Origin of the sequence: Streptomyces kurssanovii, from assembly GCF_040677245.1 — a bacterium.
GTDB lineage: Bacteria > Actinomycetota > Actinomycetes > Streptomycetales > Streptomycetaceae > Streptomyces > Streptomyces kurssanovii.
In genome coordinates, this window is sequence record NZ_JBFAQK010000066.1 from 1 (window position 1) to 25,589 (window position 25,589).

21 protein-coding genes are annotated in these 25,589 nt (G+C 72.5%); 18 read left to right on the forward strand and 3 right to left on the reverse strand.

The window, feature by feature from the left end; genetic code table 11:
* Positions 1-430: 430 nt before the first annotated feature.
* A complete protein-coding gene (locus tag AB0K36_RS30040) occupies positions 431-778 on the reverse strand; it encodes an SCP2 sterol-binding domain-containing protein (RefSeq protein ID WP_364600312.1) in 348 nt (115 codons plus the stop codon).
* Between the two features lie 42 nt (positions 779-820).
* On the opposite strand from AB0K36_RS30040, the gene AB0K36_RS30045 reads away from it, so the two are divergent.
* The 5 genes from AB0K36_RS30045 to AB0K36_RS30065 all read left to right on the forward strand — a co-directional run bounded on the left by AB0K36_RS30045 (position 821) and on the right by AB0K36_RS30065 (position 6,174).
* Complete coding sequence (locus AB0K36_RS30045; protein ID WP_364600314.1) at positions 821-1,105, forward strand: hypothetical protein; 285 nt, start codon at positions 821-823, stop codon at positions 1,103-1,105.
* A gap of 7 nt (positions 1,106-1,112) precedes the next feature.
* Positions 1,113-1,928, forward strand: a complete 816-nt coding sequence (locus tag AB0K36_RS30050; RefSeq protein WP_005319200.1) for a TlyA family RNA methyltransferase — start codon at positions 1,113-1,115, stop codon at positions 1,926-1,928.
* The gene (locus tag AB0K36_RS30055; RefSeq protein WP_189473554.1) at positions 1,925-2,866 is read left to right on the forward strand and encodes an NAD kinase; all 942 of its coding nucleotides are present in this window, start codon (positions 1,925-1,927) and stop codon (positions 2,864-2,866) included. The genes AB0K36_RS30050 and AB0K36_RS30055 overlap by 4 nt, the downstream gene beginning before the upstream one ends.
* A gap of 214 nt (positions 2,867-3,080) precedes the next feature.
* Entirely contained in the window at positions 3,081-4,826 is a 1,746-nt protein-coding gene (recN, locus tag AB0K36_RS30060) for a DNA repair protein RecN (RefSeq protein ID WP_364600316.1), read from the forward strand.
* A 262-nt stretch (positions 4,827-5,088) separates the two neighbouring features.
* A complete protein-coding gene (locus AB0K36_RS30065) occupies positions 5,089-6,174 on the forward strand; it encodes a glycosyltransferase family 4 protein (RefSeq protein WP_364600318.1) in 1,086 nt (361 codons plus the stop codon).
* An 18-nt stretch (positions 6,175-6,192) separates the two neighbouring features.
* Here the strand turns inward: AB0K36_RS30065 and AB0K36_RS30070 are convergent, their stop codons facing one another.
* Positions 6,193-7,815: a PucR family transcriptional regulator gene (locus tag AB0K36_RS30070; RefSeq protein ID WP_364600320.1), complete on the reverse strand. Its 1,623-nt coding sequence runs from the start codon at positions 7,813-7,815 to the stop codon at positions 6,193-6,195.
* Between the two features lie 48 nt (positions 7,816-7,863).
* Positions 7,864-9,690 carry a glycoside hydrolase family 15 protein gene (locus AB0K36_RS30075; RefSeq protein ID WP_364600322.1) on the reverse strand — a complete coding sequence of 609 codons (1,827 nt, stop codon included), beginning with the start codon at positions 9,688-9,690 and terminating at the stop codon, positions 7,864-7,866.
* Between the two features lie 469 nt (positions 9,691-10,159).
* On the opposite strand from AB0K36_RS30075, the gene pyrG reads away from it, so the two are divergent.
* From pyrG to AB0K36_RS30140, 13 genes are all read left to right on the forward strand, one after another.
* Positions 10,160-11,809, forward strand: a complete 1,650-nt coding sequence (pyrG, locus tag AB0K36_RS30080; RefSeq protein ID WP_159693338.1) for a CTP synthase — start codon at positions 10,160-10,162, stop codon at positions 11,807-11,809.
* A gap of 88 nt (positions 11,810-11,897) precedes the next feature.
* Positions 11,898-12,524 carry an NUDIX domain-containing protein gene (locus AB0K36_RS30085; RefSeq protein WP_364600324.1) on the forward strand — a complete coding sequence of 209 codons (627 nt, stop codon included), beginning with the start codon at positions 11,898-11,900 and terminating at the stop codon, positions 12,522-12,524.
* Between the two features lie 1,026 nt (positions 12,525-13,550).
* The gene (locus AB0K36_RS30090; protein WP_364600326.1) at positions 13,551-15,521 is read left to right on the forward strand and encodes a tetratricopeptide repeat protein; all 1,971 of its coding nucleotides are present in this window, start codon (positions 13,551-13,553) and stop codon (positions 15,519-15,521) included.
* A gap of 144 nt (positions 15,522-15,665) precedes the next feature.
* Complete coding sequence (gene ald / locus AB0K36_RS30095) at positions 15,666-16,778, forward strand: alanine dehydrogenase (RefSeq protein WP_364600359.1); 1,113 nt, start codon at positions 15,666-15,668, stop codon at positions 16,776-16,778.
* A 340-nt stretch (positions 16,779-17,118) separates the two neighbouring features.
* A complete protein-coding gene (locus AB0K36_RS30100; RefSeq protein WP_159693344.1) occupies positions 17,119-18,297 on the forward strand; it encodes a ParA family protein in 1,179 nt (392 codons plus the stop codon).
* Positions 18,282-18,899, forward strand: a complete 618-nt coding sequence (locus tag AB0K36_RS30105) for a hypothetical protein (RefSeq protein ID WP_364600328.1) — start codon at positions 18,282-18,284, stop codon at positions 18,897-18,899. The genes AB0K36_RS30100 and AB0K36_RS30105 overlap by 16 nt, the downstream gene beginning before the upstream one ends.
* 47 nt (positions 18,900-18,946) lie before the next feature.
* The gene (locus AB0K36_RS30110; protein ID WP_364600330.1) at positions 18,947-20,260 is read left to right on the forward strand and encodes a segregation/condensation protein A; all 1,314 of its coding nucleotides are present in this window, start codon (positions 18,947-18,949) and stop codon (positions 20,258-20,260) included.
* Positions 20,257-20,862, forward strand: coding sequence for an SMC-Scp complex subunit ScpB (gene scpB / locus AB0K36_RS30115; protein WP_037775071.1), 606 nt, complete (start codon positions 20,257-20,259; stop codon positions 20,860-20,862). Before AB0K36_RS30110 ends, scpB begins: the two co-directional genes overlap by 4 nt.
* Positions 20,862-21,968 (forward strand): pseudouridine synthase, encoded by a 1,107-nt coding sequence (locus AB0K36_RS30120; protein WP_364600332.1) that lies wholly within the window; start codon positions 20,862-20,864, stop codon positions 21,966-21,968. Before scpB ends, AB0K36_RS30120 begins: the two co-directional genes overlap by 1 nt.
* Positions 21,969-22,090: 122 nt before the next feature.
* Entirely contained in the window at positions 22,091-22,735 is a 645-nt protein-coding gene (gene pnuC, locus AB0K36_RS30125; RefSeq protein WP_364600333.1) for a nicotinamide riboside transporter PnuC, read from the forward strand.
* The gene (locus tag AB0K36_RS30130; protein ID WP_364600335.1) at positions 22,732-23,802 is read left to right on the forward strand and encodes an AAA family ATPase; all 1,071 of its coding nucleotides are present in this window, start codon (positions 22,732-22,734) and stop codon (positions 23,800-23,802) included. The genes pnuC and AB0K36_RS30130 overlap by 4 nt, the downstream gene beginning before the upstream one ends.
* On the forward strand, positions 23,799-24,536 hold the full coding sequence (locus tag AB0K36_RS30135; protein WP_189473541.1) for an NUDIX hydrolase: 738 nt from the start codon (positions 23,799-23,801) through the stop codon (positions 24,534-24,536). The genes AB0K36_RS30130 and AB0K36_RS30135 overlap by 4 nt, the downstream gene beginning before the upstream one ends.
* Positions 24,533-25,564 carry an ADP-ribosylglycohydrolase family protein gene (locus tag AB0K36_RS30140; protein WP_364600337.1) on the forward strand — a complete coding sequence of 344 codons (1,032 nt, stop codon included), beginning with the start codon at positions 24,533-24,535 and terminating at the stop codon, positions 25,562-25,564. Before AB0K36_RS30135 ends, AB0K36_RS30140 begins: the two co-directional genes overlap by 4 nt.
* Positions 25,565-25,589: the final 25 nt, after the last annotated feature.

A 25,589-nucleotide genomic window follows, 5' to 3' on the forward strand; every position in this document is an offset into this window, starting at 1 on the left:
GGTTCTTCGTCCCTGTCCCCACGGGCGGGAGAGGCCGTCCACAAGAGAGAGTGGGGGGACCCCCACCGGACCCCCGCGCCTCAATCTCCCCCTACGGCCTGGCGGCCGTGGGTGGTGCCCCCAGCGGGGCTGGAGTTGCCCGACAACGCCGGAGCCGCCGGCAGGGCGTGAGTTGCCGGCGTGGCTGATGTCGCGGAGCGAAAGCTTCCGCCGCCAGGGCACGGGTGGAGTGTCGCGCAGCGGTATGTCCAGCCCGCCTGAGGGCACCTCCCACGGCCGCCAGGCCGTAGGGGGGAGTTCGAGGGCACCGCGCGGCAGAGCCCGGTACGCCGCCCGCAGGGCGGTACGGGGTCCGAAGGCATGCCCGCCACGCGGCGGAGCCGCACATCGGTAGAGCGGGGAAAGGGCGGGGTGGGGAAACGCGCCGCGGCTAGAGCAGCGTCCGCAAGCGCAGCAGGTCGCGGAAGCCCGCCTCCAGGCGGACCCGCCCCGACGCCCACGCCTTCGCGAAGTTCAGCGAGCCGTCCACCATCGACACCAGGTCGTCGCCCGTCATCGCGAGGCGGATCTGCGCCTTCTCCCGTGGCGGTCCCGGTGCGGTGTCCGTCACCGTGATCCGGCCGTTCGCCAGCCGGCCGGTGAACGTGACGTCCAGGTCCGTGATGTGGCAGCTGAGGGAACGGTCGAGGGCGGCGGCGGTCCGTACGTCGCCGTTCGCCGTCGCCAGGTTGTCGGAGAGTCTGTCGAGCGCGCCGCGGCACTCCTGCGTGGTGGCCATCGGCGGCGACGTTACCGCAGGGCTTCGCGGTAGCGTCTGGGCATGAGTGACTCGATGCCCGCCCCCGGTCCGCAGGAGCCCGACGGCGGCGTGCCGGTGGCGGAGGCGTACGACCCGGCGGCCCCCACGCCGCTGGGTGTGCAGCGGGTGCCCACCGGCGACGCCGGTGTCGACGCGCTGCTGGAGCGGCTGGGCGATGTCGACCACCTCGCTGCGGACGGCCACCTCGAGGTGTACGAGGATGTACACCGGGGGCTCAGGGACGCGCTGACCGCGCTCGACACCCGCCCGGGACCCCAGCCGGAACCGCACAACCACAGGAGCTGAACCGTACGTGGCAGGAGTGGCCCGCCGCCGTCTCGACGCAGAGCTGGTACGCCGGAAACTCGCGCGGTCGCGCGAGCACGCGAGCCAGCTGATCGCCGCGGGGCGGGTGACCGTCGGCCGGAACACGGCCACCAAGCCCGCCACCCAGGTGGAGACGAGTGCGGCCATCGTCGTCGCCGCCGACGACAGCGACCCCGACTACGTGTCGCGCGGCGGACACAAGCTCGCGGGCGCGCTCGCCGCCTTCGTGCCCCTCGGTCTGGAGGTCGAGGGACGCAGGGCCCTGGACGCCGGGGCGTCGACCGGCGGCTTCACCGATGTGCTGCTGCGCTCGGGCGCCCGGCACGTCGTCGCCGTCGACGTCGGCTACGGGCAGCTCGCCTGGTCCCTGCAGAGCGATGAACGCGTCACCGTCAAGGACCGTACCAACGTGCGAGAAATGACGTTGGAGACGATCGACGGAGAGCCGGTGGACCTTGTGGTGGGCGATCTGTCCTTCATTCCGCTCGGGCTCGTGCTGCCCGCTCTCGTGCGTTGCAGCGCGCCAGACGCGGATCTCGTGCTCATGGTCAAGCCGCAGTTCGAGGTCGGCAAGGAGCGCCTCGGCAGCGGGGGAGTGGTGCGCAGCCCCGAACTGCGGGCCGACGCCGTACGGGCCGTCGCGCGCCGGGCGGCGGAGCTCGGACTCGGTGTGCGGGGCGTCACCGCCAGCCCTCTACCGGGACCCTCGGGCAACGTCGAATACTTTCTGTGGCTCAGGGCCGGGGCGCCCGAGCTCGATCCGGCGGACGTCGACCGCGCAGTGGCGGAGGGACCTCGTTGACCACGACATCAGGAACGACACCGGGCACCAGCGGCAACACTTCGAGACGTACTGTTTTTCTGCTCGCTCACACGGGACGGCCCGCGGCGATCCGCAGTGCCGAGCTCGTCGTACAGGGACTGCTGCGCTGCGGCATCGGCGTACGCGTACTGGCGGCGGAGGCGGTCGACCTGCCGCTGCCCGCCTCTGTCGAGACCGTCGTCGACGCGACGCCGGAGGTCCTCGACGGCTGCGAGCTGCTGATCGTCCTCGGCGGCGACGGGACGCTGCTGCGGGGCGCCGAGTTCGCCCGGGCCTCGGGGGTGCCGATGCTCGGCGTCAACCTGGGGCGGGTCGGCTTCCTCGCGGAGGCGGAGCGCGACGACCTCGACAAGGTCGTCGACCGGGTCGTGACCCGCGCCTACGAGGTCGAGGAGCGGATGACCATCGATGTGATCGTGCGCTCCAACGGCGACGTGGTGCACCGCGACTGGGCGCTGAACGAGGCGGCCGTGCAGAAGGTGTCGCCCGAGCGGATGCTCGAGGTCGTCCTGGAGATCGACGGCCGGCCGGCCACCGGGTTCGGCTGCGACGGCATCGTGTGCGCGACGCCGACCGGTTCGACGGCGTACGCCTTCTCCGCCGGCGGGCCGGTGGTCTGGCCCGAGGTGGAAGCGCTGCTGATGGTGCCGATCAGCGCGCACGCGCTGTTCGCCAAGCCGTTGGTGACGTCGCCGACGTCGGTGCTGGCGGTCGAGGTCCAGCCGCACACCCCGCACGGTGTGCTGTGGTGCGACGGGCGCCGGACCGTCGAACTGCCGCACGCGGCGCGGGTGGAGGTCCGGCGGGGCGCCGTGCCCGTGCGCCTCGCCAGGCTGCATCACGCGTCGTTCACGGACCGGCTGGTGGCGAAGTTCGCCCTGCCGGTCTCCGGCTGGCGTGGGGCGCCGCCCGAGTAGGGCGCGTCACAGGACGGGGTTCCGCGGGCGGGACGGACCGGGCCGGAAGAGTGATCGTCACGGGTACGCCCCGGTCCGGTCCTGCCCGTCCCGGCACGGACGGTGACGGGCCGCGGCGGTCGCCCGCGCGCGTTCCCGGGGCTCCGGTATTGCCCGGGAGAGTGAATCGGACGCCGGGGCCCGTCGCACACCGGGGGCCGGACCTCGTATGGTCGTGTCCGTGTTGGAGGAGATGCGGATACGGTCACTCGGGGTCATCGACGACGCTGTTGTCGAGCTGTCGCCCGGATTCACAGCGGTGACCGGCGAGACGGGCGCCGGCAAGACCATGGTCGTCACCAGCCTGGGGCTGCTGCTCGGCGGGCGGGCCGATCCGGCTCTGGTGCGGATCGGCGCGAAGTCGGCCGTCGTGGAGGGGCGGATCAGGGTGTCCGCCGACGCCCCGGCCGCGCTGCGCGCGGAGGAGGCCGGCGCCGAGCTCGACGACGGCACGCTGCTGGTCAGCCGGACCGTTTCTGCCGAGGGGCGCTCGCGGGCGCATCTCGGCGGGCGTTCCGTGCCGGTGGGCATGCTGGCCGAGCTCGCCGACGAGCTCGTGGCCGTGCACGGCCAGACCGACCAGCAGGGCCTGCTGCGGCCCGCCAGGCAGCGCGAGGCGCTGGACAGGTACGCGGGCGACGCCGTCGCCGTCCCGCACGCCAAGTACGCGGCCGCCTACCGGCGGCTGCGCGCCGTCAGCACGGAGCTCGAGGAGCTGACCACGCGGGCACGCGAGCGGGCCCAGGAGGCGGACCTGCTGCGCTTCGGCCTGAACGAGATCGCCGCCGTGGAACCTCGCGCCGGCGAGGACGTCGAACTCGCGGCGGAGGCGGAGCGGCTCGGCCACGCGGAAGCCCTCGCGTCCGCCGCCTCGCTCGCCCACGCGGGCCTCGCGGGCAACCCGGAGGACCCGGAGGTCGTCGACGCCACGACCCTGGTCGCGGGCGCGGGACGGGCGCTGGAGGCCGTACGGTCCCACGATCCGGCGCTGGCGGCCCTGGCCGACCGGATCGGCGAGATCTCCATCCTTCTCGGTGACGTGGCCGGAGAGCTCGCCGGATACGCCGACAACCTGGACGCCGATCCGCTGCGGCTGGCCGCGGTGGAGGAGCGCCGGGCGGCACTGACGCAGCTGACCCGTAAGTACGGCGAGGACATCGCAGGCGTGCTCGCCTGGGCGGAGGAGGGCGCTGTCCGGCTCACCGAGCTGGACAGCGACGACGACCGCATCGGCGAGCTGACGGCCGAACGGGACGCGCTGCGCGCCGAGCTGTCCGGTCTCGCCCAGGCGCTGACCGACGCCCGCACGGAGGCCGCCGCGCGTTTCGCCGAGGCCGTCACGGAGGAACTCGCCTCCCTCGCGATGCCGCACGCGCGGGTGTCGTTCGCCGTCCGGCAGACGGAGTCCGCCGACGAGGCCTCGGGCGTCGAGGTCGGCGGCCGCTGTGTGGTGTACGGGCCCTCCGGCGTCGACGAGGTCGAGCTGCTCCTGGCCCCGCACCCCGGCGCCCCGCCGCGTCCCATCGCCAAGGGCGCTTCGGGCGGTGAGCTGTCCCGGGTGATGCTCGCCGTCGAGGTCGTCTTCGCCGGGACCGATCCCGTGCCGACGTACCTCTTCGACGAGGTGGACGCGGGGGTCGGCGGCAAGGCGGCGGTCGAGATCGGCCGCCGGCTCGCCAAGCTGGCGAAGTCGGCGCAGGTGGTGGTCGTGACGCACCTGCCGCAGGTGGCGGCGTTCGCGGACCGCCAACTGCTGGTCGAGAAGACCAACGACGGCACGGTCACGCGAAGCGGTGTCACGGTCCTCGAGGGCGAGGACCGGGTACGGGAGCTGTCGCGGATGCTGGCGGGCCAGGAGGACTCGGAGACCGCCCGCGCCCACGCGGAGGAGCTGCTGGCCACCGCACGCGCCGACGGTTAGAGCCCCCGCCGCCGAGCTCCTTCCGACGCTCCCGCCCCGGCGGGGGCGTTCGCCGGGGGCGGGCGCGCCGGGTCCGTGCATCAAGTCGGTCTCGTGGGCGCCGCCCAGGATCACCGGCGGCGCCCGCCGGTGACCCGGTCGAGGTCAGCCGCCTCGCCGGATCACCCATGTGAGTGATCCCGGTCCACCGGAGCCGCGTACGTACACGGGCACGACACCCGGACGGTGCCGGAACGTCCGTACGGACTGGCATCCTTGGCGGGTGACACAGCTGCGTACGGTCCAAGTACTGGGCGGCGGCAGTGCGGGCAGCAGCGCGCACGTCAGGTCGCTGGCCGCGGGGCTGGTGGCACGGGGCGTGCGGGTGACGGTGTGCGCACCCGCCCGCATCGACGACATCTACGACTTCCGGGGCGCCGGCGCGCACTTCGCGCCGGTCCCGCGCCGGAGCGACCCGCAAGCCATCGGCGCACTGCGCGCGGCGTGCGCCGGCGCGGACGTGGTGCATGCGCACGGGCTCCACGCCGCCGTGCGCGCCTCGCTCGCCCTCGGCGCACAGCGTTCGAGGATCCCGCTCGTCGTCACCTGGCACACGACGACCCAGGGAGAGGGCGCGAGGGCAGCGGTTCTGCGGCTGCTCGAACGAAGGGCCGTGCGCGCGTCTTCGGTCGTCCTCGGTACCTGCTCGGAACTGGTCGACCGGGCGCGTGCCTGCGGCGCCCGCGATGCCAGGCTCGCCCCGGTGGCGACGCCCGCCCCGCAGGCCCCGCCCGTTCCGGACGCGAAGCTGCGTGCCGAACTGGGCGTCGTCGGGCGTCCGTTACTCCTCGCCGTCGGCAGCCTCGAACGGCACCGCGGCTACGGGACGCTGCTCGACGCCGCCGGATCCTGGAGCGGCCTGGACCCCGCGCCGCTGCTGCTGATCGCGGGGGAGGGACCGGAGCGGGCGGCGCTCCAGCGCCGGATCACGGCCGAGGAGCTGCAGGTCCGGCTGCTGGGCCGGCACGACGACGTTCCCGCGCTGCTGGCCGTGGCGGACGTGGCGGTACTGCCCTCGCGCTGGGAGGCCCGTTCCGTGCTCGCGCAGGAGGCGCTGAGGCTGGGCGTGCCGCTGGTCGCCACGGCGGTCGGCGGGGTGCCGGAACTGGTCGGGGAAGCCGCCGAGTTGGTCCCTTACGGCGATCCCGTCGCCCTGTCGGCCGCCGTGACCCGGCTGCTGTCGGACCCGGCGCACCGGGCGTGGCTCTCACAGGCGGGACGGACACAGGCGGGGACGTGGCCGACGGAGGACGAGACGGTCGCGCAAGTCCTCAGCGTCTACGACGAGTTGGCGCTCACCGGCGCCTAGCCGCCCCGCCCGTCCCGGTCAGCGGGTGTGACGGCGGGCCCGCAGCGCCAGGCTGAGGGCCAGGACCGTCTCCGGGTCCTCCAGGTCGGTGCCCAGCAGTTCCCCGATCCGGGCCAGCCGGTTGTAGAGGGTCTGCCGGTTCAGATGCAGCTCCCGCGCCGTCTCCGCCTTGCGGCCCGCATGGGCCAGATACGTTTCCAGGGTGGGGAGCAGCGGAGGACGTGACGTGGTGTCATGGGCCCGCAGGGGCCCGATCGCACGGTCGACGAACGCCGCCAGGTCCGGATGCTCGCGCAGCCGCCACAGCAGCAGGTCGATGTCGAGGCGGCGGGCGTCGTACCAGGGACGGTCGTCCAGTCCCTGCGCCGCGGCGGCCGTTTCCGCCGCGTGGCGCAGCGCGGCGCCGGCCGCGGCCCAGCCGCCCGCGGCGGCGACCACGACGACCGGCGGATGCGCGCCGGCCCTCTCGAGCCCGGCGCGGGCCACCCCCGCGCGCAGCGCCTCGGCCACCCGGTCCGCGACGGCGGTCCGGTCGCCCTCCGCGCGCAGTCCGACGAGGAGCGGCACCCGGCCCTCCACCGGCCGTACGCCGAGCAGCACCGGCACCCCGAGCGACGACAGTTCCTCGGAGACCGCCCGTGCCAGCACCGACCAGTTGCCGCTGGGCGTCAGTTCGGCCGCGATCCGCATCACCACCGGCAGCAGCGGCCCCGCGCCCGCTTTGAAGCCGAGGACCCTGGCCTGCGCGGGCGCGTCCTCCGGCGTGATGCGGCCCTCCGCCAGGTCGGTCAGGAAGTCCCCCCGGCCGCGCGCCGCGAGCTCCTCCTCCTGGCGCGCCTGCATCAGCACCACGGCGAGGATGCCCGCCGCCCGCTCGGCGGCCATCCGGTGCACCGGCAGCACCGGGGAGGACACGGCCAGCAGCACCAGGCGGGCACGGACCGCGCCGGCCCCTCGTCCGCCGCCGGGCACGTCGACGAGGACCGCGTTCGCCGGGGGGCCGTCCTGCCGGCCGCCCCGCAGCCCTTGCCACACCTGAAGGGGGTCGGCGGCGCCCGGCTCGCCGCCGGGGGTGTCCGCCGCGTACAGCAGCTGCCCGTCGGGGGTCTCGAGGAACACCGGATCGCCGGTGAAGGACGCGAGGATCGCCAGCACCTGGGGTACCCCGCCGCCGCCGAGCAGCGCCTCGGTGCAGCGGCGGTGCACTTCCTCCGCCTGCTGGAGCAGCGCGTAGTGGCCGTTGACGATCTCGGTGTGGATCTCCTCGGTGACCGTGACGAACGGCACCTCGCGGTGCAGCTGCACCAGCGGGAGGCCGGCCGCCCGCGCCGCCTCCACGATCGAGGCCGGCAGCCGGGAGAAACGGGGGCCCAGCTCGACCACCAGCGCGGCGATGCCGCGCTCCGCGAGCCGGTGGACGAACGCCCGCTGCTCCACCGGACGGGTCCCGAGGCCGAGACCCGTCGTCAGAAGCAGCTCACCGCCCTTCAGCAGGGAGGCGATGTTGGGCACCTCACCGGCGTGGACCCAGCGCACGGTGCGCTCCAGCCGGTCGGCGCCGGCCAGCACCTCCGGGAGTCCACTGCGGAGGCCGGGGAGTTCCAGTGCCCGCCGCACGGTGATGCCGCCCTGCGTTTCCATGGCCGAGGACGCTACCGGGGCGACAGTTCCAAGGACAACAGCGGACTCCTAGCCACCGTAGGCCCCGGACGCGGTCAGCCGCAGCGCCGTGTCGATCAAGGGGACATGGCTGAAGGCCTGCGGGAAGTTGCCCACCTGCCGCTGCAGCCTCGGATCCCACTCCTCCGCGAGCAGTCCGAGGTCGTTGCGGAGCGACAGCAGTCTCTCGAACAGCCGCCGCGCCTCGTCCACCCGCCCGATCATCGCCAGGTCGTCCGCCATCCAGAACGAGCAGGCCAGGAAGGCGCCTTCGTCGCCGGGCAGCCCGTCGACGCCTTCGTGCGCGCCCTCGGTCGGGTAGCGCAGGATGAAGCCGTCCTCGGTGGACAGCTCACGCTGGATCGCTTCGATCGTGCCGATGACCCGCTTGTCGTCGGGCGGCAGGAAGCCCATCTGCGGGATCAGCAGCAGGGAGGCGTCCAGTTCCTTGGAGCCGTAGGACTGGGTGAAGGTGTTGCGCTCGGGGTCGTAGCCCTTCTCGCAGACGTCGCGGTGGATCTCGTCACGCAGGTCGCGCCAGCGTTCCAGCGGCCCGTCCGCGTCACCGGACTCGATCAGCTTGATCGTCCGGTCGACCGCCACCCACGCCATCACCTTGGAGTGCACGAAGTGCCTGCGCGGTCCGCGGACCTCCCAGATGCCTTCGTCCGGCTGGTCCCAGTGCTTCTCCAGGTAGCGGATCAGCTTCAGCTGGAGCAGCGAGGCGTAGTCGTTGCGTGCGAGGCCGGTCATGTGCGCGAGGTGCAGGGCCTCCGTGACCTCGCCGTACACGTCGAGCTGGAGCTGGTGCGCGGCGCCGTTGCCGACGCGCACGGGACCCGAGTTCTCGTAGCCGGGCAGCCAGTCGAGCTCCGCCTCCCCGAGCTCGCGTTCGCCCGCGATGCCGTACATGATCTGCAGGTTCTCCGGGTCGCCGGCGACGGCCCGCAGCAGCCACTCGCGCCAGGCGCGGGCCTCTTCGCGGTAGCCGGTGCGCAGCAGCGAGGAGAGGGTGATCGCCGCGTCACGCAGCCAGGTGTAGCGGTAGTCCCAGTTGCGGACGCCGCCGATCTCCTCGGGCAGCGACGTGGTGGGCGCGGCGACGATCCCGCCGGTCGGCGCGTACGTGAGGGCCTTCAGCGTGATCAGCGAGCGGACCACGGCCTCGCGGTACGGGCCGTGGTACGTGCAGTGGTCCACCCACTCGCGCCAGAAGTCGGCGGTGGCCTCCAGCGAGCCCTGCGGGTCGGGGAGGGCCGGCTGCTCCTTGTGCGACGGCTGCCAGCTGAGCGTGAAGGTGACCCGGTCACCGGGGGCGACGGTGAAGTCCGAGTACGTCGTGAGGTCCTTGCCGTACGTGTCGGTGTCCGAGTCCAGCCACACCGAGTCGGGGCCGGCGACGCCGACCGTGCGGTTGTCGACCTTGTGGACCCACGGAACGATCCGTCCGTAGCTGAAACGCATCCGCAGGGCGGAGCGCATCCGCACCCGGCCCGAGACACCTTCCACGATCCGGATCAGCTGCGGCGCGCCGTCACGCGGCGGCATGAAATCGGTCACTCGGACCGTGCCCCGAGGGGTGTCCCACTCCGATTCGAGGATCAGCGAGTCGCCACGGTACGTGCGGCGGGTCGCGTCCGGCGCCTCGCCGTGCGGCTCGAACGCGGGCCCGAGCCGCCAGAAACCGTGTTCCTCCGTGCCGAGCAGCCCGGCGAAAATGGCCTGCGAGTCGAAGCGCGGCAGGCACAGCCAGTCCACTGTGCCGTCCCGGCAGACCAGTGCCGCGGTCTGCATGTCTCCGATGAGTGCGTAATCCTCGATGCGCCCGGCCACGTGCATCTCCAGTCGAACGGCCATGTCCGCCCCGCGGGGCGCTTACTGCGGTCAAGGGTCGTTGACAAGCCGCGGCGACCCCAAAAACACCACGCGGGAGGTGTTGCCACGTGCCTGGTGGGGGGCGCCGTGTTCCGGGTGACGGTCTGGGGATGGTGTCCGTTCACAGGTCCGGCTCGGCAGCGAGTTTCCGAGCAGGATACGACGCACGTCGGCGATCTGTGTCGGGTCCCCGCAACACAGGTGCGGCGAACGGGTGAGCGGCACGTGGGCCGCGGTGAGCGGTTCCCGCGCGTTGTGGTCACGGTACCTCCGGCGCCGCCGGGACGCTTGCACGGGCGTGGCCGGGCGGCGGCCCACCCCCGTCGCTGATACCCTGGTACCCCGTGGACCGGTGGCCGGAAGGCCCCGAAACCGCAGCGACGGCGCCCCCGATCCGGGTCGGCGGCCGGCACGCACCTCACTTCGCGACCACGGGAGCCCCCTCTTGGCGATGCCGCCCAAATCCATGACGACCAAGCACATCTTCGTCACCGGGGGTGTCGCCTCCTCCCTCGGCAAGGGCCTCACGGCCTCCAGCCTGGGTGCGCTGCTCAAGGCACGGGGCCTTCGGGTCACCATGCAGAAGCTCGACCCGTACCTGAACGTCGACCCGGGCACGATGAACCCGTTCCAGCACGGTGAGGTGTTCGTCACCAACGACGGCGCCGAGACCGACCTGGACATCGGCCACTACGAGCGCTTCCTCGACGTCGACCTCGACGGCTCCGCCAACGTCACCACCGGCCAGGTCTACTCGCAGGTCATCGCCAAGGAGCGGCGCGGCGAGTACCTGGGCGACACCGTGCAGGTCATCCCGCACATCACCAACGAGATCAAGTCCCGTATCCGCCGGATGGCGACCGACGACGTCGACGTCGTCATCACCGAGGTCGGCGGCACGGTCGGCGACATCGAGTCCCTTCCGTTCCTGGAGACGGTCCGCCAGGTCCGCCACGAGGTCGGCCGCGACAACGTCTTCGTCGTGCACATCTCGCTGCTGCCCTACATCGGTCCTTCCGGCGAGCTGAAGACCAAGCCGACCCAGCACTCGGTCGCGGCGCTGCGCAACATCGGTATCCAGCCGGACGCGATCGTGCTGCGCGCCGACCGTGACGTGCCGACCGCGATCAAGCGCAAGATCTCGCTGATGTGCGACGTCGACGAGGCCGCGGTCGTCGCCGCCATCGACGCCAAGTCGATCTACGACATCCCGAAGGTCCTGCACACCGAGGGCCTGGACGCCTATGTCGTGCGCAAGCTCGACCTGCCGTTCCGCGACGTCGACTGGACGGTCTGGGAGGACCTGCTCGACCGGGTCCACAACCCCGACCACGAGGTCACCGTCGCGCTCGTCGGCAAGTACATCGACCTGCCCGACGCGTACCTGTCGGTGACCGAGGCCATGCGCGCCGGCGGCTTCGCCAACAAGGCCCGTGTCCAGGTCAAGTGGGTCACCTCCGACGACTGCAAGACCCCGGCGGGCGCCGCGAAGCAGCTCGGCGACGTCGACGCGATCGTCATCCCCGGCGGCTTCGGCGAGCGCGGTGTCAACGGCAAGGTCGGCGCCATCCAGTACGCCCGCGAGAACAAGATCCCGCTGCTCGGCCTCTGCCTCGGCCTGCAGTGCATCGTGATCGAGGCCGCGCGCAATCTGGCGGAGATCCCCGACGCCAACTCCACCGAGTTCGACGCGGCCACCGCGCACCCGGTGATCTCCACCATGGAGGAGCAGCTGGCGTACGTCGAGGGCGCCGGCGACCTCGGCGGCACCATGCGTCTCGGCCTGTACCCGGCGAAGCTCGCGGACGGCTCCATCGTGCGCGAGGTCTACGGCGACGAGCCTTACGTGGAGGAGCGCCACCGCCACCGCTACGAGGTCAACAACGCCTACCGCGCGGAGCTCGAGAAGAAGGCGGGCATCCTCTTCTCCGGCACGTCCCCCGACAACCGGCTCGTCGAGTACGTCGAGTACCCGCGCGAGGTGCACCCGTATCTCGTCGCCACCCAGGCCCACCCGGAGCTGCGGTCCCGCCCGACGCGTCCGCACCCTCTCTTCGCCGGTCTGGTGAAGGCGGCCGTGGAGCGCAAGTCCGGTCAGTGACACGCCAGACGATACGGTTGACCGGGGTACGGACCTGAGAAGGATCCGTACCCCGGTTTCCGTATGTGTGGGTGGAAGGACGCTTTCGATGGCCATCAAGGACACGCCCGAGCACTGGCAGGTCACCGCGACCACGACGCCGTTCCAGGGCAACAAGACCAGCGTCCGTACCGACGACGTCGTCATGCCCGACGGCACGGTCGTCAAGCGCGACTACCAGGTGCACCCGGGGTCGGTCGCCGTACTCGCCCTCGACGGCGAGGGCCGGGTCATCGTGCTCCGCCAGTACCGGCACCCCGTGCGGCACAAGCTGTGGGAGATCCCGGCCGGGCTGCTCGACGTGCCGGGGGAGAACCCGCTGCACGCGGCGCAGCGCGAGCTGTACGAGGAGGCGCACGTCAAGGCCGAGGACTGGCGGGTGCTCGCCGACGTCTACACGACGCCCGGCGGCTGCGACGAGGCAGTACGGATCTTCCTCGCGCGGGAGCTGTCCGAGGCGGAAGGCGACCGGTTCGAGGTCTCCGAGGAGGAGGCCGACATGGAGCTGGCCCGGGTGCCGCTCGACGAACTGGTCCAGGGTGTGCTCGCCGGGGATCTCCACAACACGTGCCTGGTGGTCGGCGTGCTGTCCGCGGTGGCGGCCCGCGGGGGCGAGGGCTTCGACGCGCTGCGCCCCGCGGAGGCGCCGTGGCCGGCGCGGCCCTTCGAGGCGTGACCACCCCCTTTGGCCGTATGTGATGTGACGATCCGCTGATCCGATCGGGCGACGACTGCGCCGTGCTCCGCACGGATCGTCGCAGAGCGTGAACTACGCTCGAATCGCCCGCGCGGAGCCCCGCCGGGCTCGGCTCGTGCACGGCGGACTGGAGCGTGGCCCGTGACGGATCAGGCGCTGGACTTGGACGGCCCCGACCGGTCGGTCCCTCCTGAGCCGGCCCACCGCCCCAAGGGTCCCGACGACCGCTCGGAGACCTCGGCGGGAGCTGGCCCCCGCGTCGTTTCCCTGACCCGCGCCCCAGCCACACCCGGCGCGGACGCCGCGCCCGTCGCCCCCGTCCCGGAAGAGGCGGACGCTCCGCCCGAGGCGGACGACCCTGCGGAGCCCGACCGGGCGCCGGTCGCCGAGGCGGTCGGGGCCGGTCCGGGGGTCGGTGGGCTCCGGGAGGGCGGCCCGGCCGGGGTCGCCGTAGGCCCGGAGGCCGGTGGGCCGCGCGACGTCGATGCCTCGACCCCAGGGGACGAACCTGCGGAGCCCGGTCCGGAAGCCGGTGGGTTCTCGGTGGCCGGAGGGCCGCACGATGCCGACGCTGTCACGCCGGCGGACGAGACGGCCGAGGCAGCCGCCTGGCCCGCGACCGGCCCGGCCGGGCTCGCCGTAACCCCGGAGGCCGAAGGGCCGCATGACGCCGATGCCTCTTCGCAGGCGGACGAGACGGCCGGGACCGGTGCGACCGGTCCGGGAGCCGGTGGGCTCCCGGAGGGCGGCCCGGTCGGGGGCGGCGTACCTCCGGAGCGCGGAGGACCGAACGGCAGCGATACCGCCCCGCAAACGGACGGGACGGCCGAGGCGGCCGGTTGGCCCGACGTGGCCGGTCCGGCGGCCGGTCGGCTTCGGGAGGCCGAGGGGCCGGGGGCGGGCGGTCCGGATCGGGCCGGTCGGAGGAGCGCCCCTGAGGGCGGGGCCGTCGGCGGGTCGAAGCAGTCCGGAGCAGCCCGGCCGGACAGCGCGCACACCGGCGGGGTGTTCTTCGGGCGGCAGCGGGAGCTCAAGGCGCTCGTCGCCGACATCGAGCGCGCCGGTCTCGACACGCTCGCCGGACGTAAGGCGCCCCGCGCACGGGTGCTCCTGATCGCCGGGCGTCCCGGCTCCGGGCGCTCCGCGCTCGCGCGACAGCTCGCCCTCAGGCTGGGCGACCGGTACCCCGACGGGATCCTCTATGTCCGGCTCACCGAGCCGGACGGCAGGCCGGTCCCCATGGAGGAGGCGGCACGCGGGCTGCTCGACCGGCTCCGGATCGCCTCGCCGCCCGGCGCGGGCGACGACGAACTGACCGAGATCGTGCGTGAGGCCCTCGCCGTACGCAGGATGCTGCTGCTCGTCGACGACGTCACGGACGCCGAGCAGGTCGACCTGCTGCTGCCGCAGAACCCGGACTGCCTGGTGGTCGCCGTGTCCCAGGGCCCGCTCACCGGCATCCCCGACGTGAGGCCCTGCACGCTCGGCGGCATGGACGCCAAGTCCGCGATCGAGCTGCTCGCCACCTTCACCGGGTCCGTGCGGATCACGGTGGACCCGCAGGCGGCCGAGGCGATCGCCGAGGAGTGCGGCGGTCAGCCCGCCGCTCTGGTGCTGGTGGGCGGCTGGCTCGCCGCCCGCCCCAATGCCTCGGTCGCCGATGCCGCCAAGCGGCTGCGCACCCTCCCCGACGACCCGGGCCGACCGACCGGGGCCAGGCCCCTGACGAGGGCCTTCCGGCTGGTGTACGAATCACTGCCGCAGTCGGCCGCGCGGACGCTGCGGCTGCTTGCCCTCGCGCCCGCCGGCCGCGCGGACGCGCACACCGCGTCCGCGCTGGCCGGATGCTCCGTCTCCGCCGCCCAGGAGACCCTCGACCGCTTCGCGGGACTCGGACTGCTGCGCCGTGCCGGGGCGTCGTTCGAGGTGCCGGGCGCGCTGGCGCCGCTGCTGCGCACGCTGATGGACAGCACCGACCGGCCCGCCGAGGTGCAGCTGGCGCGGGCCAGGATGCTCGAACGGACCGTACGGCGGCTCCAGGCCTGCCGGGCGATCACCGAGCCCGAAGGGTCCCCGGCCCGCAAGAAGCTTGCCGCCCTGCCCCGCGCCCTGCGCTTCACCTCGGCGTGGGCCGCCGGTGAGTGGCTGCGCACCAGCCGGCCGGAGCTGCTGGCCGCGGCCCGGCTCGTCGTCGACGACGGAGAGCTGGACACCCTGGCGCGCAGGCTCGTCGCCGCCCTGGTCAGGGCACTGGCGGCGCACTGGGGCACCGAGGCGGCCGCCCCCGAGCTGTACGGGCTGCACCAGCTGGTCCTCGACGTCGCCGAACGGCGCGGGCTGCATCGTGAGCAGGCCGCCGCGCTGCTCAACCTCGCCGACCTGGACGCGCAGACCGGACGCACCGCCGACGCGCTGGCCCGCTACCGGGCCGCGCTCGACGCGGGTCGCGCCGCGAACGATCCGTACGCGACGGGCCGCGCGATGGAATCCGTAGGCGGCGCGTACCAGGAACTGGGCGACTGGCAGCGGGCGGCCGACTGGTACGGCCGGGCTCTCGCGCAGCGCCAGGCACGCGGTGAGCGCGCCGACGAGGCGCGGCTGTACGGACGGCTCGGCACCGCGCACACCTACGCGGGACGGTACGGGGAGGCGCTGCGCAGCTGGCGGGCGGCGGTCGCCGGCTATCGCAAGGTCGGTGATCTGCCGTCCCAGGCGCGGGCGTTGAGCGAGGCGGCCCGCGTCCAGGAGTACGCGGGCCGGCCGGAGGACTGCCTGCGCACCTGCCAGGACGCGGTGGACCTGGCCCGCCGGGCCGGGGACACACGGCTCCAGGCGGCGCTGCAGCTCAGGCTTGCCGACACCCTCGACAGACTCGGCGACCCGGCGGCGGCCAGGCTGCACCGCACTGCCGCGGAAAGAATGCTTGGAACAGAGGATTCAGCCTACGAAATCCGTGGCAGTTCGCGCGAAGGTTAATGCTTTGCAAGGCTAGACAGCGGGAAATCCTTCATTAGACTGGCAACGCCACAGCTTCTCGTGGTGTGTCCCGGTATGCCTGCGTGCATCTGGGTACGCGCGTCATCGACCGATAAATCCCCTGAGCCAAGGACCGTGATCGACGTGAAGGTCGGCATCCCCCGCGAGGTCAAGAACAACGAGTTCCGGGTGGCCATCACCCCCGCCGGCGTGCACGAGCTCGTGCGCAACGGGCACCAGGTCTTCGTCGAGCAGAACGCCGGTGTCGGCTCCTCGATCACGGACGACGAGTACGTCGCGGCCGGAGCCCGGATCCTGCCCACCGCCGACGAGGTCTGGGCCACCGCCGACCTGCTGCTGAAGGTCAAGGAGCCCATCGCGGAGGAGTACCACCGTCTCCGCAAGGACCAGACCCTCTTCACCTACCTGCACCTTGCCGCCTCCCGCGAGTGCACCGACGCCCTGCTGGAGTCCGGCACCACGGCGATCGCCTACGAGACGGTCGAGGTGAACCGCGCCCTGCCGCTGCTCGCCCCGATGTCCGAGGTCGCGGGCCGCCTGGCCCCCCAGGTCGGCGCGTACCACCTGATGCGTTCGGCCGGCGGCCGTGGCGTGCTCCCCGGCGGCGTCCCCGGCACCCAGGCCGGCAAGGCCGTCGTCATCGGTGGCGGCGTCTCCGGCTGGAACGCCACGCAGATCGCGGTCGGCATGGGCTTCCACGTGACCCTGCTCGACCGGGACATCAACAAGCTGCGCGAGGCGGACAAGATCTTCGGCACCAAGGTGCAGACGATCGTCTCCAACGCCTTCGAGCTGGAGAAGGCGGTCGTCGAGGCCGACCTCGTCATCGGTGCCGTGCTGATCCCCGGAGCCAAGGCGCCGAAGCTGGTCACCAACGAGCTCGTCGCCAAGATGAAGCCCGGAAGTGTACTTGTCGACATTGCAATCGATCAGGGTGGCTGCTTCGAGGACTCGCGTCCGACCACCCACGCCGAGCCGACGTTCAACGTCCACGACTCGGTCTTCTACTGCGTCGCCAACATGCCGGGCGCGGTGCCGAACACCTCCACCTACGCGCTGACCAACGCCACGCTGCCCTACATCGTGTCGCTGGCGAACAACGGCTGGGTCGAGGCGCTGCGCCGTGACGCGGCGCTCGCCAAGGGTCTCAACACCCATGACGGCAAGGTGGTTTACCGTGAGGTCGCCGAGGCGCACGGCCTCGAGAGCGTCGAGCTGAGCACGCTGCTCGGCTGAGCGGTCAACCAGCGGCGTCAACATCACGAGTCCGGCCGGACCTTGCTCAGCGAGGTCCGGCCGGACTCGTCTGCGCCCGCTTTGCGGGGCTCGCTCAACTCGCCTCGAACGTAACCCTTTAACCGTTTCGCGAACCCCCGAAACGTGCGGGCGGAGGCACGCGGAAGAGCCTGTGCGCCCTTGACAGAGGGGTGTTCGATTGCCGACACATCGGGCCGGGTCCGGCGGATTGTGTTGCTGCGGACCGGTGACACGCCATAGAGTCGCAAACCGTCGGCATGGTGCCACGCTGACCTATCGATAAGTTTCCTGGTCACGGTCCAAGGAGGTAAGACGACTTGTGAATGAGTCGACATTTACTCCCGGGGGTGGTCGGCCAGGAACGGTTCCGGCGGGCCAGGGCCCGTCGTCCGGTCTCGAGGATGTCGGCTCCGTCGCTGTCCGCACCTTCGCGACGCACCAGCACACGACGCACATGACGACAGCCCACACGATGAAGATGATGGACGGCCAACACGTGAACGCCATGGCCGGCAACGAGAGTGGCCGAGAGTCCACCCACTTCGCCGCCTACGAGGAAGTCCCCGAGGGGCACTTCTACGACCCCGACGCCGAGTACGAGCCCGATCCCGAGTACGCGGCCACCCTCGCGCCCGACGCTGCCCGTCAGCGCCGCGAGCGGATCGGCCCCACCGGGCGTCCGCTGCCGTACTTCCCGATCCCGGGCCCGCTGACCGACCACGGCCCCGCCAAGATCATCGCGATGTGCAACCAGAAGGGCGGCGTCGGCAAGACGACGTCGACCATCAACCTGGGCGCCGCGCTCGCCGAATACGGACGGCGGGTGCTGCTCGTCGACTTCGACCCGCAGGGCGCGCTGTCGGTGGGCCTCGGCGTCAACCCGATGGAGCTCGACCTCACCGTCTACAACCTGCTCATGGAGCGGGGCATGTCGGCCGACGAGGTCCTCCTGAAGACCGCCGTGCCCAACATGGACCTGCTGCCGAGCAACATCGACCTCTCGGCCGCGGAAGTGCAGTTGGTGAGCGAGGTCGCGCGCGAATCGACGCTCCAGCGCGCGCTGAAGCCGCTGATGTCCGACTACGACTACATCGTGATCGACTGTCAGCCGTCGCTCGGCCTGCTCACCGTCAACGCGCTGACCGCGGCCCACAAGGTGATAGTGCCGCTCGAGTGCGAGTTCTTCGCGCTGCGTGGTGTCGCGCTGCTGACCGAGACCATCGAGAAGGTCCAGGAGCGGCTCAACCCCGACCTCGAGCTCGACGGCATCCTCGCCACGATGTACGACTCGCGGACCGTGCACAGCCGCGAGGTGCTGGCGCGGGTCGTCGAGGCGTTCGACGACCACGTCTACCACACGGTCATCGGGCGGACCGTCCGCTTCCCGGAGACCACGGTCGCCGGCGAGCCGATCACGACCTACGCGTCGAACTCCGTCGGCGCCGCCGCATACCGCCAGCTCGCCAGGGAGGTGCTCGCCCGGTGTCACGCCGAGTGAGTCTGCCCGGGGCCGACGAGCTGTTCCGTACGACCGGGGGCATGGCGCTGCAGTCGTCGTCCCCGCGCAAGCAGGGGAACCCGAACACCCCGAACAACGCTCAGAACACGTCGAACGCCAACGGTGAACCGCGGGTGCCGGCGCAGGGCGAACCGGACGAGGCCGGTGCCGAGTCGGCCTCCGTGCCGGCGTCCGGCTCGTCGTCCGAGGAGCACTCCGCGGCCGACGCGGACCCCTCCGAGGAGGGCCGCAGCCGGGTCACGGACGCCGCGGCCGCCGCCGGACGGGCGATGACGCCCAAGGCGCGCCGCCCCCAGGAGGGCGGGGCCGCGGCCCCTGCCGCCGGCGCCGCGCCGCGCAGGCGGGGACGCGGCGCGAACCGCCGGCCCAGCGGGCGCGAACGCCACGACGAGAAGATCACGGTCTACGTCTCCGCCGAGGAACTCATGGACCTCGAGCACGCGCGGCTGGTGCTGCGCGGCGAGCACGGCCTGGCCGTCGACCGCGGCCGGATCGTCCGCGAGGCGGTGGCGGTGGTCCTCGCGGACCTCGAGCAGCGGGGCGACGCGAGCATCCTCGTGAGACGCCTGCGGGGTCGCTGAGCGGGTAGCCTGCGGGCGCGCCTGTTCCTCCCGCTCCCTGGACCGCCATGCCCCCGACCGACGACCCGCCCGGCCCGTCCCGCCGCCGTGCCCTGGGACGGGGGCCGGGCGCGTCGCGCCGGGGAGCGGTTTCCCCCACCCCGCCCCTTCCCGAATCCGGGGACGCGCCCCCGGCTCCCGAACGCCCTGCGCTCCGCGACGTCGACGTGCCGGCGCCGCCGCCGGATGATTCGCCGACCCCGTCCCCGCCCGGGCGTGCGCTGCGTGACGACGAGGGCCCTGGGGACGGCCCGTCCGGCCCGGAGGGCGAAGGCGAGCGCCTGGAGCGGTCGGACGCGGCCGCTGGCGCGCCTGCCCAGGTGATCGAATCCCCGATCCGGCCCCTGCCCGGGGCCGAGGCCCGGGAGCCCGAGGGGGGCGATTCCTCGGTCCCGCCCCTTCCCGAAGCCAACGGTGAGTCTCCGGAGCCGGAGGTTCAGGCGCTGCGCGACGGCCCCGGCGGCCCGGAGGCGGTCTCTGCCGCGCCGTCCCGGCCGGGTACCGGTGCCGAGGAGCGGCACGGGGCGGATGACGGGCGGTTCACCGTGCGGCTCGTCAACTTCGAGGGGCCGTTCGACCTGCTGCTGCAGCTCATCTCGAAGCACAAGCTCGACGTGACCGAGGTCGCACTCTCCAAGGTCACCGACGAGTTCATGGCGTACATCCGGGCCATGGGGCCCGACTGGGACCTCGACCAGACCACCGAGTTCCTTGTCGTCGCGGCGACGCTGCTCGACCTCAAGGCCGCCCGGCTGCTGCCCGCCGCCGAGGTCGAGGACGAGGCGGACCTCGCGCTGCTGGAGGCCCGTGACCTGCTCTTCGCGCGGCTGCTCCAGTACCGCGCGTACAAGCAGATCGCCGACATCTTCGACCGGCGCCTCGACGACGAGGCGCGGCGGTACCCCCGTACCGTCGGGCTCGAGGCCCACCTCGCGGAGCTGCTGCCCGAGGTCGTCATCAGCGTCGGGGCGGAGGGCTTCGCCAAGCTCGCGGTGAAGGCCATGCAGCCGAAGGCGAAGCCGCAGGTGTACGTGGACCACATCCACGCGCCGCTGGTCAGCGTCAGGGAGCAGGCCGAGGTCGTGGTCGCCATGCTCAGGGAGCGGGGCAGGGCGTCGTTCCGTGAGCTCTCGGAGGACGCTCCGGACACCCTGACCGTCGTCGCCCGGTTCCTCGCCCTGCTGGAGCTCTACCGGGAGAAGGCGGTCGCGCTCGACCAGGAGGAGGCGCTGGGTGAGCTGACGGTGGTGTGGGCCGGGGGCGGCGCCGAGGCGGTGGCCGTGACGGACGAGTTCGATCAAGTCGTGGAGGAGAAGCAGTGAGCGAGCTCAAGCCCGCGCTCGAGGCCGTCCTCATGGTCGTCGACGAGCCGGCGACGGAGGAGCACCTCGCCAAGGTGCTGGAGCAGCCCAGGAGGGCCGTCGCGGACGCGCTGCGGGAGCTCGCGGACGAGTACACGATCCAGGGCCGCGGCTTCGAGCTGCGGCTCGTCGCCGGCGGCTGGCGGTTCTACAGCCGCCCGGAGCATGCCGCGGCCGTCGAGCGTTTCGTCCTCGACGGCCAGCATGCCCGGCTGACCCAGGCCGCGCTGGAGACCCTCGCGGTCGTCGCGTACCGGCAGCCGGTGAGCCGTTCCAGGGTCTCCGCGGTGCGCGGAGTGAACTGCGACGGCGTCATGCGCACCCTCCTCCAGCGGGGTCTGGTCGAGGAGGCGGGCACGGAACCTGAAACAGGTGCGATCCTGTACAGGACGACGAACTACTTTCTGGAGCGGATGGGCCTGCGCGGCCTGGACGAGCTTCCGGAGCTCGCGCCCTTCCTACCGGAGGCGGACGCGATCGAGGCCGAGACGCAGGAAGGCGTTCCGTCGTTCGATCCGGATGCACCGGATCGTGAGGACGCAGACGACAAGACGGAAATTTGATGCGAAGCAGCAGCGGCAGGAACAGCAGCGGAAACAACGGCGGGAGCCGTGGTGGCAACAGCGGCGGCCGCGGCAGCAGCGGCGGCGGGCGCGGCAACTACCGCGGCGCCGGCAACGACCGCGACGACAAGCAGAAGCGCGCCGGGAAGCCCCGCCCCGAGGAGCGTCGCTACGACGTGGGCGGCTCAACCGAGGCGCCCAAGAAGGGGCGCGGCGGCGCGGCCCGCGGCGGCGCGAAGGGGGGCCCGAGGCAGTCGCCGCAGCGCGGTGGCGGCCGTACCGCGCCGGCGCGTTCGCGCGAGTACGACGCCCGCTCCGAGGAGCGCAACCGCGAGCGTTACGCGAACAAGCCGGAGATCAAGACCCCCAAGACCTTCGGGGACCAGGAGGGGGAGCGTCTGCAGAAGGTGCTCGCCCGGGCCGGCATGGGCTCGCGCCGGGCGTGCGAGGAGCTGATCGACGCCGGCCGTGTCGAGGTCAACGGCAAGATCGTGATCGAGCAGGGTGTCCGCGTCGACCCGGAGCAGGACGAGATCAAGGTCGACGGCCTGACCGTCGCGACCCAGTCGCATCTCTTCTTCGCGCTGAACAAGCCCGCGGGTGTCGTCTCCACCATGGAGGACCCCGACGGGCGGCAGTGCCTCGGCGACTACGTCACCAACCGTGAGACCCGGCTGTTCCACGTCGGCCGGCTCGACACGGAGACCGAGGGCATCATCCTGCTCACCAACCACGGTGAGCTGGCCCACCGGCTGACCCACCCCAAGTACGGCGTGAAGAAGACCTACCTCGCCGCCATCCAGGGGCCGCTCCCGCGTGAGCTGGGCAAGCGCCTCAAGGAGGGCATCCAGCTCGAGGACGGCTACGCCCGCGCCGACCACTTCCGGGTCGTGGAGAACACCGGCAAGAACTACCTCGTCGAAGTCACGCTCCACGAGGGCCGCAAGCACATCGTGCGGCGCATGCTCTCCGAGGCGGGCTTCCCGGTCGACAAGCTCGTGCGGACCGCGTTCGGGCCGATCGCGCTGGGCGACCAGAAGTCCGGCTGGCTGCGCCGGCTGACCAACACCGAGGTCGGCATGCTGATGAAGGAAGTCGGTCTGTAACGGCACAAACGTACGAAAAAGGGCCCGTGACCTGCCAGGTCACGGGCCCTTCGCCGTCGTAAAAGCCTTGTGGCGGTCGTCGCGGGTGCTTTATAGTCAACATGACTATTAAGGAGGCGGGCGTGAGTCTCGCAGACATCCTCGGGCCCCTGCAGCAGCCGCTGTTCACCGTGCTCGGGACCCCGGTGAGCTGGACCGAGTTCCTCGGGTTCGGCAGCGGCGCCCTCTGTGTGTGGCTCGTGGCCCGCCAGCACATCGCGAACTGGCCGATCGGCATCGCCAACAACGTCTTCTTCATCCTTCTCTTCACCCAGGCGGGCCTGTACGCCGACGCCGGCCTGCAGGTCGTCTTCATCACCCTCGCCGCCTACGGCTGGTGGACCTGGACCCACGGGGGTGGACCAGGCTCTTCCGTCCTCCCGGTGCGGCGCACCACCCGCACCGAGTGGACCTGGCTGCTCGCGGCGGGGGTGGTGGGGACACTCGCCCTCACCCTCCTCCTCGACCGCGCCACCGACTCCACCGTCCCCTTCTGGGACGCGCTGACGACGGCCCTGTCGCTGATGGCGACGTACGGGCAGTGCCGGAAGCGCCTGGAGTCGTGGTGGCTGTGGATCGCCGCCGACGTGGTGTACGTGCCGCTGTACGCGTACAAGGAGCTCTATCTCACGTCGCTGCTCTACATCGGCTTCATGGCACTGTGCGTCGCCGGGCTGCGCGGCTGGTCGCGCGACGTGACCCTCCGGCGTGTGGCGGTGGCCGTATGAGGCGCTACGGACACGGCCTGGTCCTCGGCAAGTTCTATCCGCCGCACGCCGGCCACCACCATCTCGTACGGACGGCGGCCGACCGCTGCGAACGGCTCACCGTCCTCGTGTGCGCCTCGTCCGTCGAGACGATCCCGCTGGCCGACCGCGTGGCGTGGATGCGCGAAGTGCACCCCGGGGTGCGCGTCGTGGGCACCATGGACGAGACGCCGGTGGACGTGCACGACCCCGACGTGTGGGACGCGCACATGGCCGTCTTCCGCGCCGCCGTCCCCGGCCGCGTGCACGCCGTCTTCACCTCGGAGGCGTACGGCGCGGAGCTCGGCTGCCGCTTCGGCGCCGACGCCGTCTGCGTCGACCCCGACCGGAGCGTCTTCCCGGTCTCCGGTACGGCCGTGCGCAAGGACCCCGTCGGCTGCTGGGACTTCCTGGAGCCGCCGGTGCGCGCCGCCCTCGCCCGGCGCGTCGTCGTCCTCGGGGCGGAGTCCACCGGCACCACCACGATGGCCCGGGCGCTCGCCGAGCACTACCGGCGGCGCGGCGGAGTATGGGCGCAGACCCGCTGTGTGGCCGAGTACGGACGGGAGTTCAGCGAGCACAAGCTGGCCGCCCTGCGGGCACGGCGGCCGGGCGCCGGCTGGGACGAGGTCACCTTCTCCTCCGACGAGTTCCCGCTGATCGCACGGCGGCAGGCGGTGCTCGAGGAGCAGGCCGCGCGGACCGGCTCGCCCGTCGTCCTCTGCGACACCGACGCGTTCGCCACGACGATCTGGCACGAGCGGTACATGGGCGGCCCCTACCCGGTGGCCCCCGAGCCGCGCCGCCAGCACCTGTGGCTGCTGACCGACCACACGGGCGTCGACTTCGAGGACGACGGACTGCGCGACGGCGAGCACCTGCGGCCCTGGATGACCGGCCGCTTCCGCGAGGAGCTCGCCCGCAGCGGACGCCGCACCGTCGAGCTCACCGGACCGCACGAGCGGCGGCTCGCCACCGCGGTGGCCGCCGTGGACGCGCTGATCGCCGAGGGCTGGGACCTCGCCGAGCCCCTCCCGGAGAAGCGATGAGCGACACCCGTCCGGCGGGCTACGACCCGTACGCCTTCGAACCGTTCGCCGTCACCGTCGACCTCGCCGTCTTCACGGTCAGGGAGAGCCGGCTGCACGTCCTCCTGGTCGAGCGCGGCCAGGATCCCTACCGCGGCGCCTGGGCGCTGCCCGGCGGCTTCCTGCTCCCCAGGGAGTCCGCGGAAGCCGCCGCGCGACGAGAACTGGCCGAGGAGACCGGCCTGACGGAGCAGACCGCCGCCGACCTCCACCTCGAGCAACTGCGGACCTACAGCGACCCGGACCGCGATCCGAGGATGCGGGTGGTGTCCGTCGCCTACACCGCGCTCGTGCCGGACCTGCCGGAGCCGCGCGGCGGCGGCGACGCGGCGCACGCCCGCTGGACACCGCTCTCCTCGGCCGCGCCCCTCGCCTTCGACCACGACACGATCCTCGCCGACGCGCACGGCCGCATCGGCGCCAAGCTCGAGTACACCTGTCTCGCCACCGCCTTCTGCCCGCGCGAGTTCACACTCGGCGAGCTCCAGCAGGTGTACGAGACCGTCTGGGGCGTCGAACTCGACCGCCCCAACTTCCGGCGCAAGGTGCTGGCGACCCCCGGCTTCGTCGAGGCCGTCGAGGGCGAACCGCGCCGCACCGGCGGCCGCGGAAAACCGGCCGCGCTCTACCGGGCGGGAGCCGCGTCCGCCCTGCACCCACCACTCCTGCGACCCGAGGGACGGCAGCAGACATGACCACGACGAGGAGCACCAGGACCATCACCAAGCAGGCCGCCACCGGGGCGCTCACCGGGCTCGCGCTCGGCGACGCCCTCGGCTTCCCGACCGAGTTCAACGACGTGCCGGCCATTCTCGCCAAGTGCGGGCCGTGGCGGCAGATGGAACTCCCCACGCCCGCGATCGTCACCGACGACACCCAGATGACCCTCGCCCTCGCGCGCGGCATCCGCACGGCCATGTCGCGCGGCCTGCTCGTCGCCTCCGGGCTCGTCAGGCCGGTCCGCGAGGAGTTCGTCGACTGGTACCACTCGCCGGAGAACAACCGGGCCCCCGGCCGCACCTGCCTGGTCGCCTGCCAGAAGCTGGACAGCGACCTTCCGTGGCAGGCGGCCAGCCAGATCGGCTCCAAGGGCTGCGGGGCCAACATGCGCGTCGCACCCGTCGGCCTCGTACCGGGCCTGAGCGAGGAACAGCGCTCCGGCGCGGCGCAGTTGCAGGCCGCGCTCACCCACGGCCACCCGACGGCCCTCGCCGCGAGCGACCTCACGGCCCGCGCGGTGTTCCTGCTGGCGCAGGGGGCCGAGCCGACCGGACTGGTGGGCCAGCTGCGCTCGTACGCGTACGAGAACCGCAGCCGGTACCTGCACCGCTGGCTCGGCGACCTGTGGACCTACTCGCACGACGCGACGCCCGAGGCGTTCATCGCGCGCGGCTGGGACGAGTGCCTGCAGATCCTCGAACGGCTCGCGGTGGCCGTGCGCTCACCGGAACCGGAGCTCGACCCCTGCCTGGCCACCGGCGACGGCTGGATCGCGGAGGAGGCGCTCGCCACGGGCCTGCTGTGTTTCCTGATGTTCCCCGAGGAGCCCGTCACGGCGCTCCGCCGGGCCGCCTGCACCAAGGGCGACTCCGACTCGATCGCCTGCCTCGCGGGCGCGTTCGCGGGCGCCCACCTCGGCGCCGGCGCCTGGCCGCGTGAGTGGGCGGACCGGATCGAGTACCGCGGGGAGCTCGTGACGCTGGGTGCGCTCTGGGACGCCTGAGCCACGACCGGCCTCGGTCGTGCCC

Excerpts from the sequence above, each read along its gene's own strand:
- AB0K36_RS30120 (WP_364600332.1), top strand. The coding sequence starts at position 20,862 with ATGCGAAGCAGCAGCGGCAGGAACAGCAGCGGAAACAACGGCGGGAGC.
- AB0K36_RS30085 (WP_364600324.1), top strand. The coding sequence starts at position 11,898 with ATGGCCATCAAGGACACGCCCGAGCACTGGCAGGTCACCGCGACCACG.
- AB0K36_RS30040 (WP_364600312.1), bottom strand. The coding sequence starts at position 778 with ATGGCCACCACGCAGGAGTGCCGCGGCGCGCTCGACAGACTCTCCGAC.
- AB0K36_RS30070 (WP_364600320.1), bottom strand. The coding sequence starts at position 7,815 with ATGGAAACGCAGGGCGGCATCACCGTGCGGCGGGCACTGGAACTCCCC.
- AB0K36_RS30110 (WP_364600330.1), top strand. The coding sequence starts at position 18,947 with ATGCCCCCGACCGACGACCCGCCCGGCCCGTCCCGCCGCCGTGCCCTG.
- AB0K36_RS30075 (WP_364600322.1), bottom strand. The coding sequence starts at position 9,690 with ATGGCCGTTCGACTGGAGATGCACGTGGCCGGGCGCATCGAGGATTAC.
- AB0K36_RS30135 (WP_189473541.1), top strand. The coding sequence starts at position 23,799 with ATGAGCGACACCCGTCCGGCGGGCTACGACCCGTACGCCTTCGAACCG.
- pyrG (WP_159693338.1), top strand. The coding sequence starts at position 10,160 with ATGCCGCCCAAATCCATGACGACCAAGCACATCTTCGTCACCGGGGGT.
- AB0K36_RS30130 (WP_364600335.1), top strand. The coding sequence starts at position 22,732 with ATGAGGCGCTACGGACACGGCCTGGTCCTCGGCAAGTTCTATCCGCCG.
- AB0K36_RS30045 (WP_364600314.1), top strand. The coding sequence starts at position 821 with ATGAGTGACTCGATGCCCGCCCCCGGTCCGCAGGAGCCCGACGGCGGC.
- AB0K36_RS30140 (WP_364600337.1), top strand. The coding sequence starts at position 24,533 with ATGACCACGACGAGGAGCACCAGGACCATCACCAAGCAGGCCGCCACC.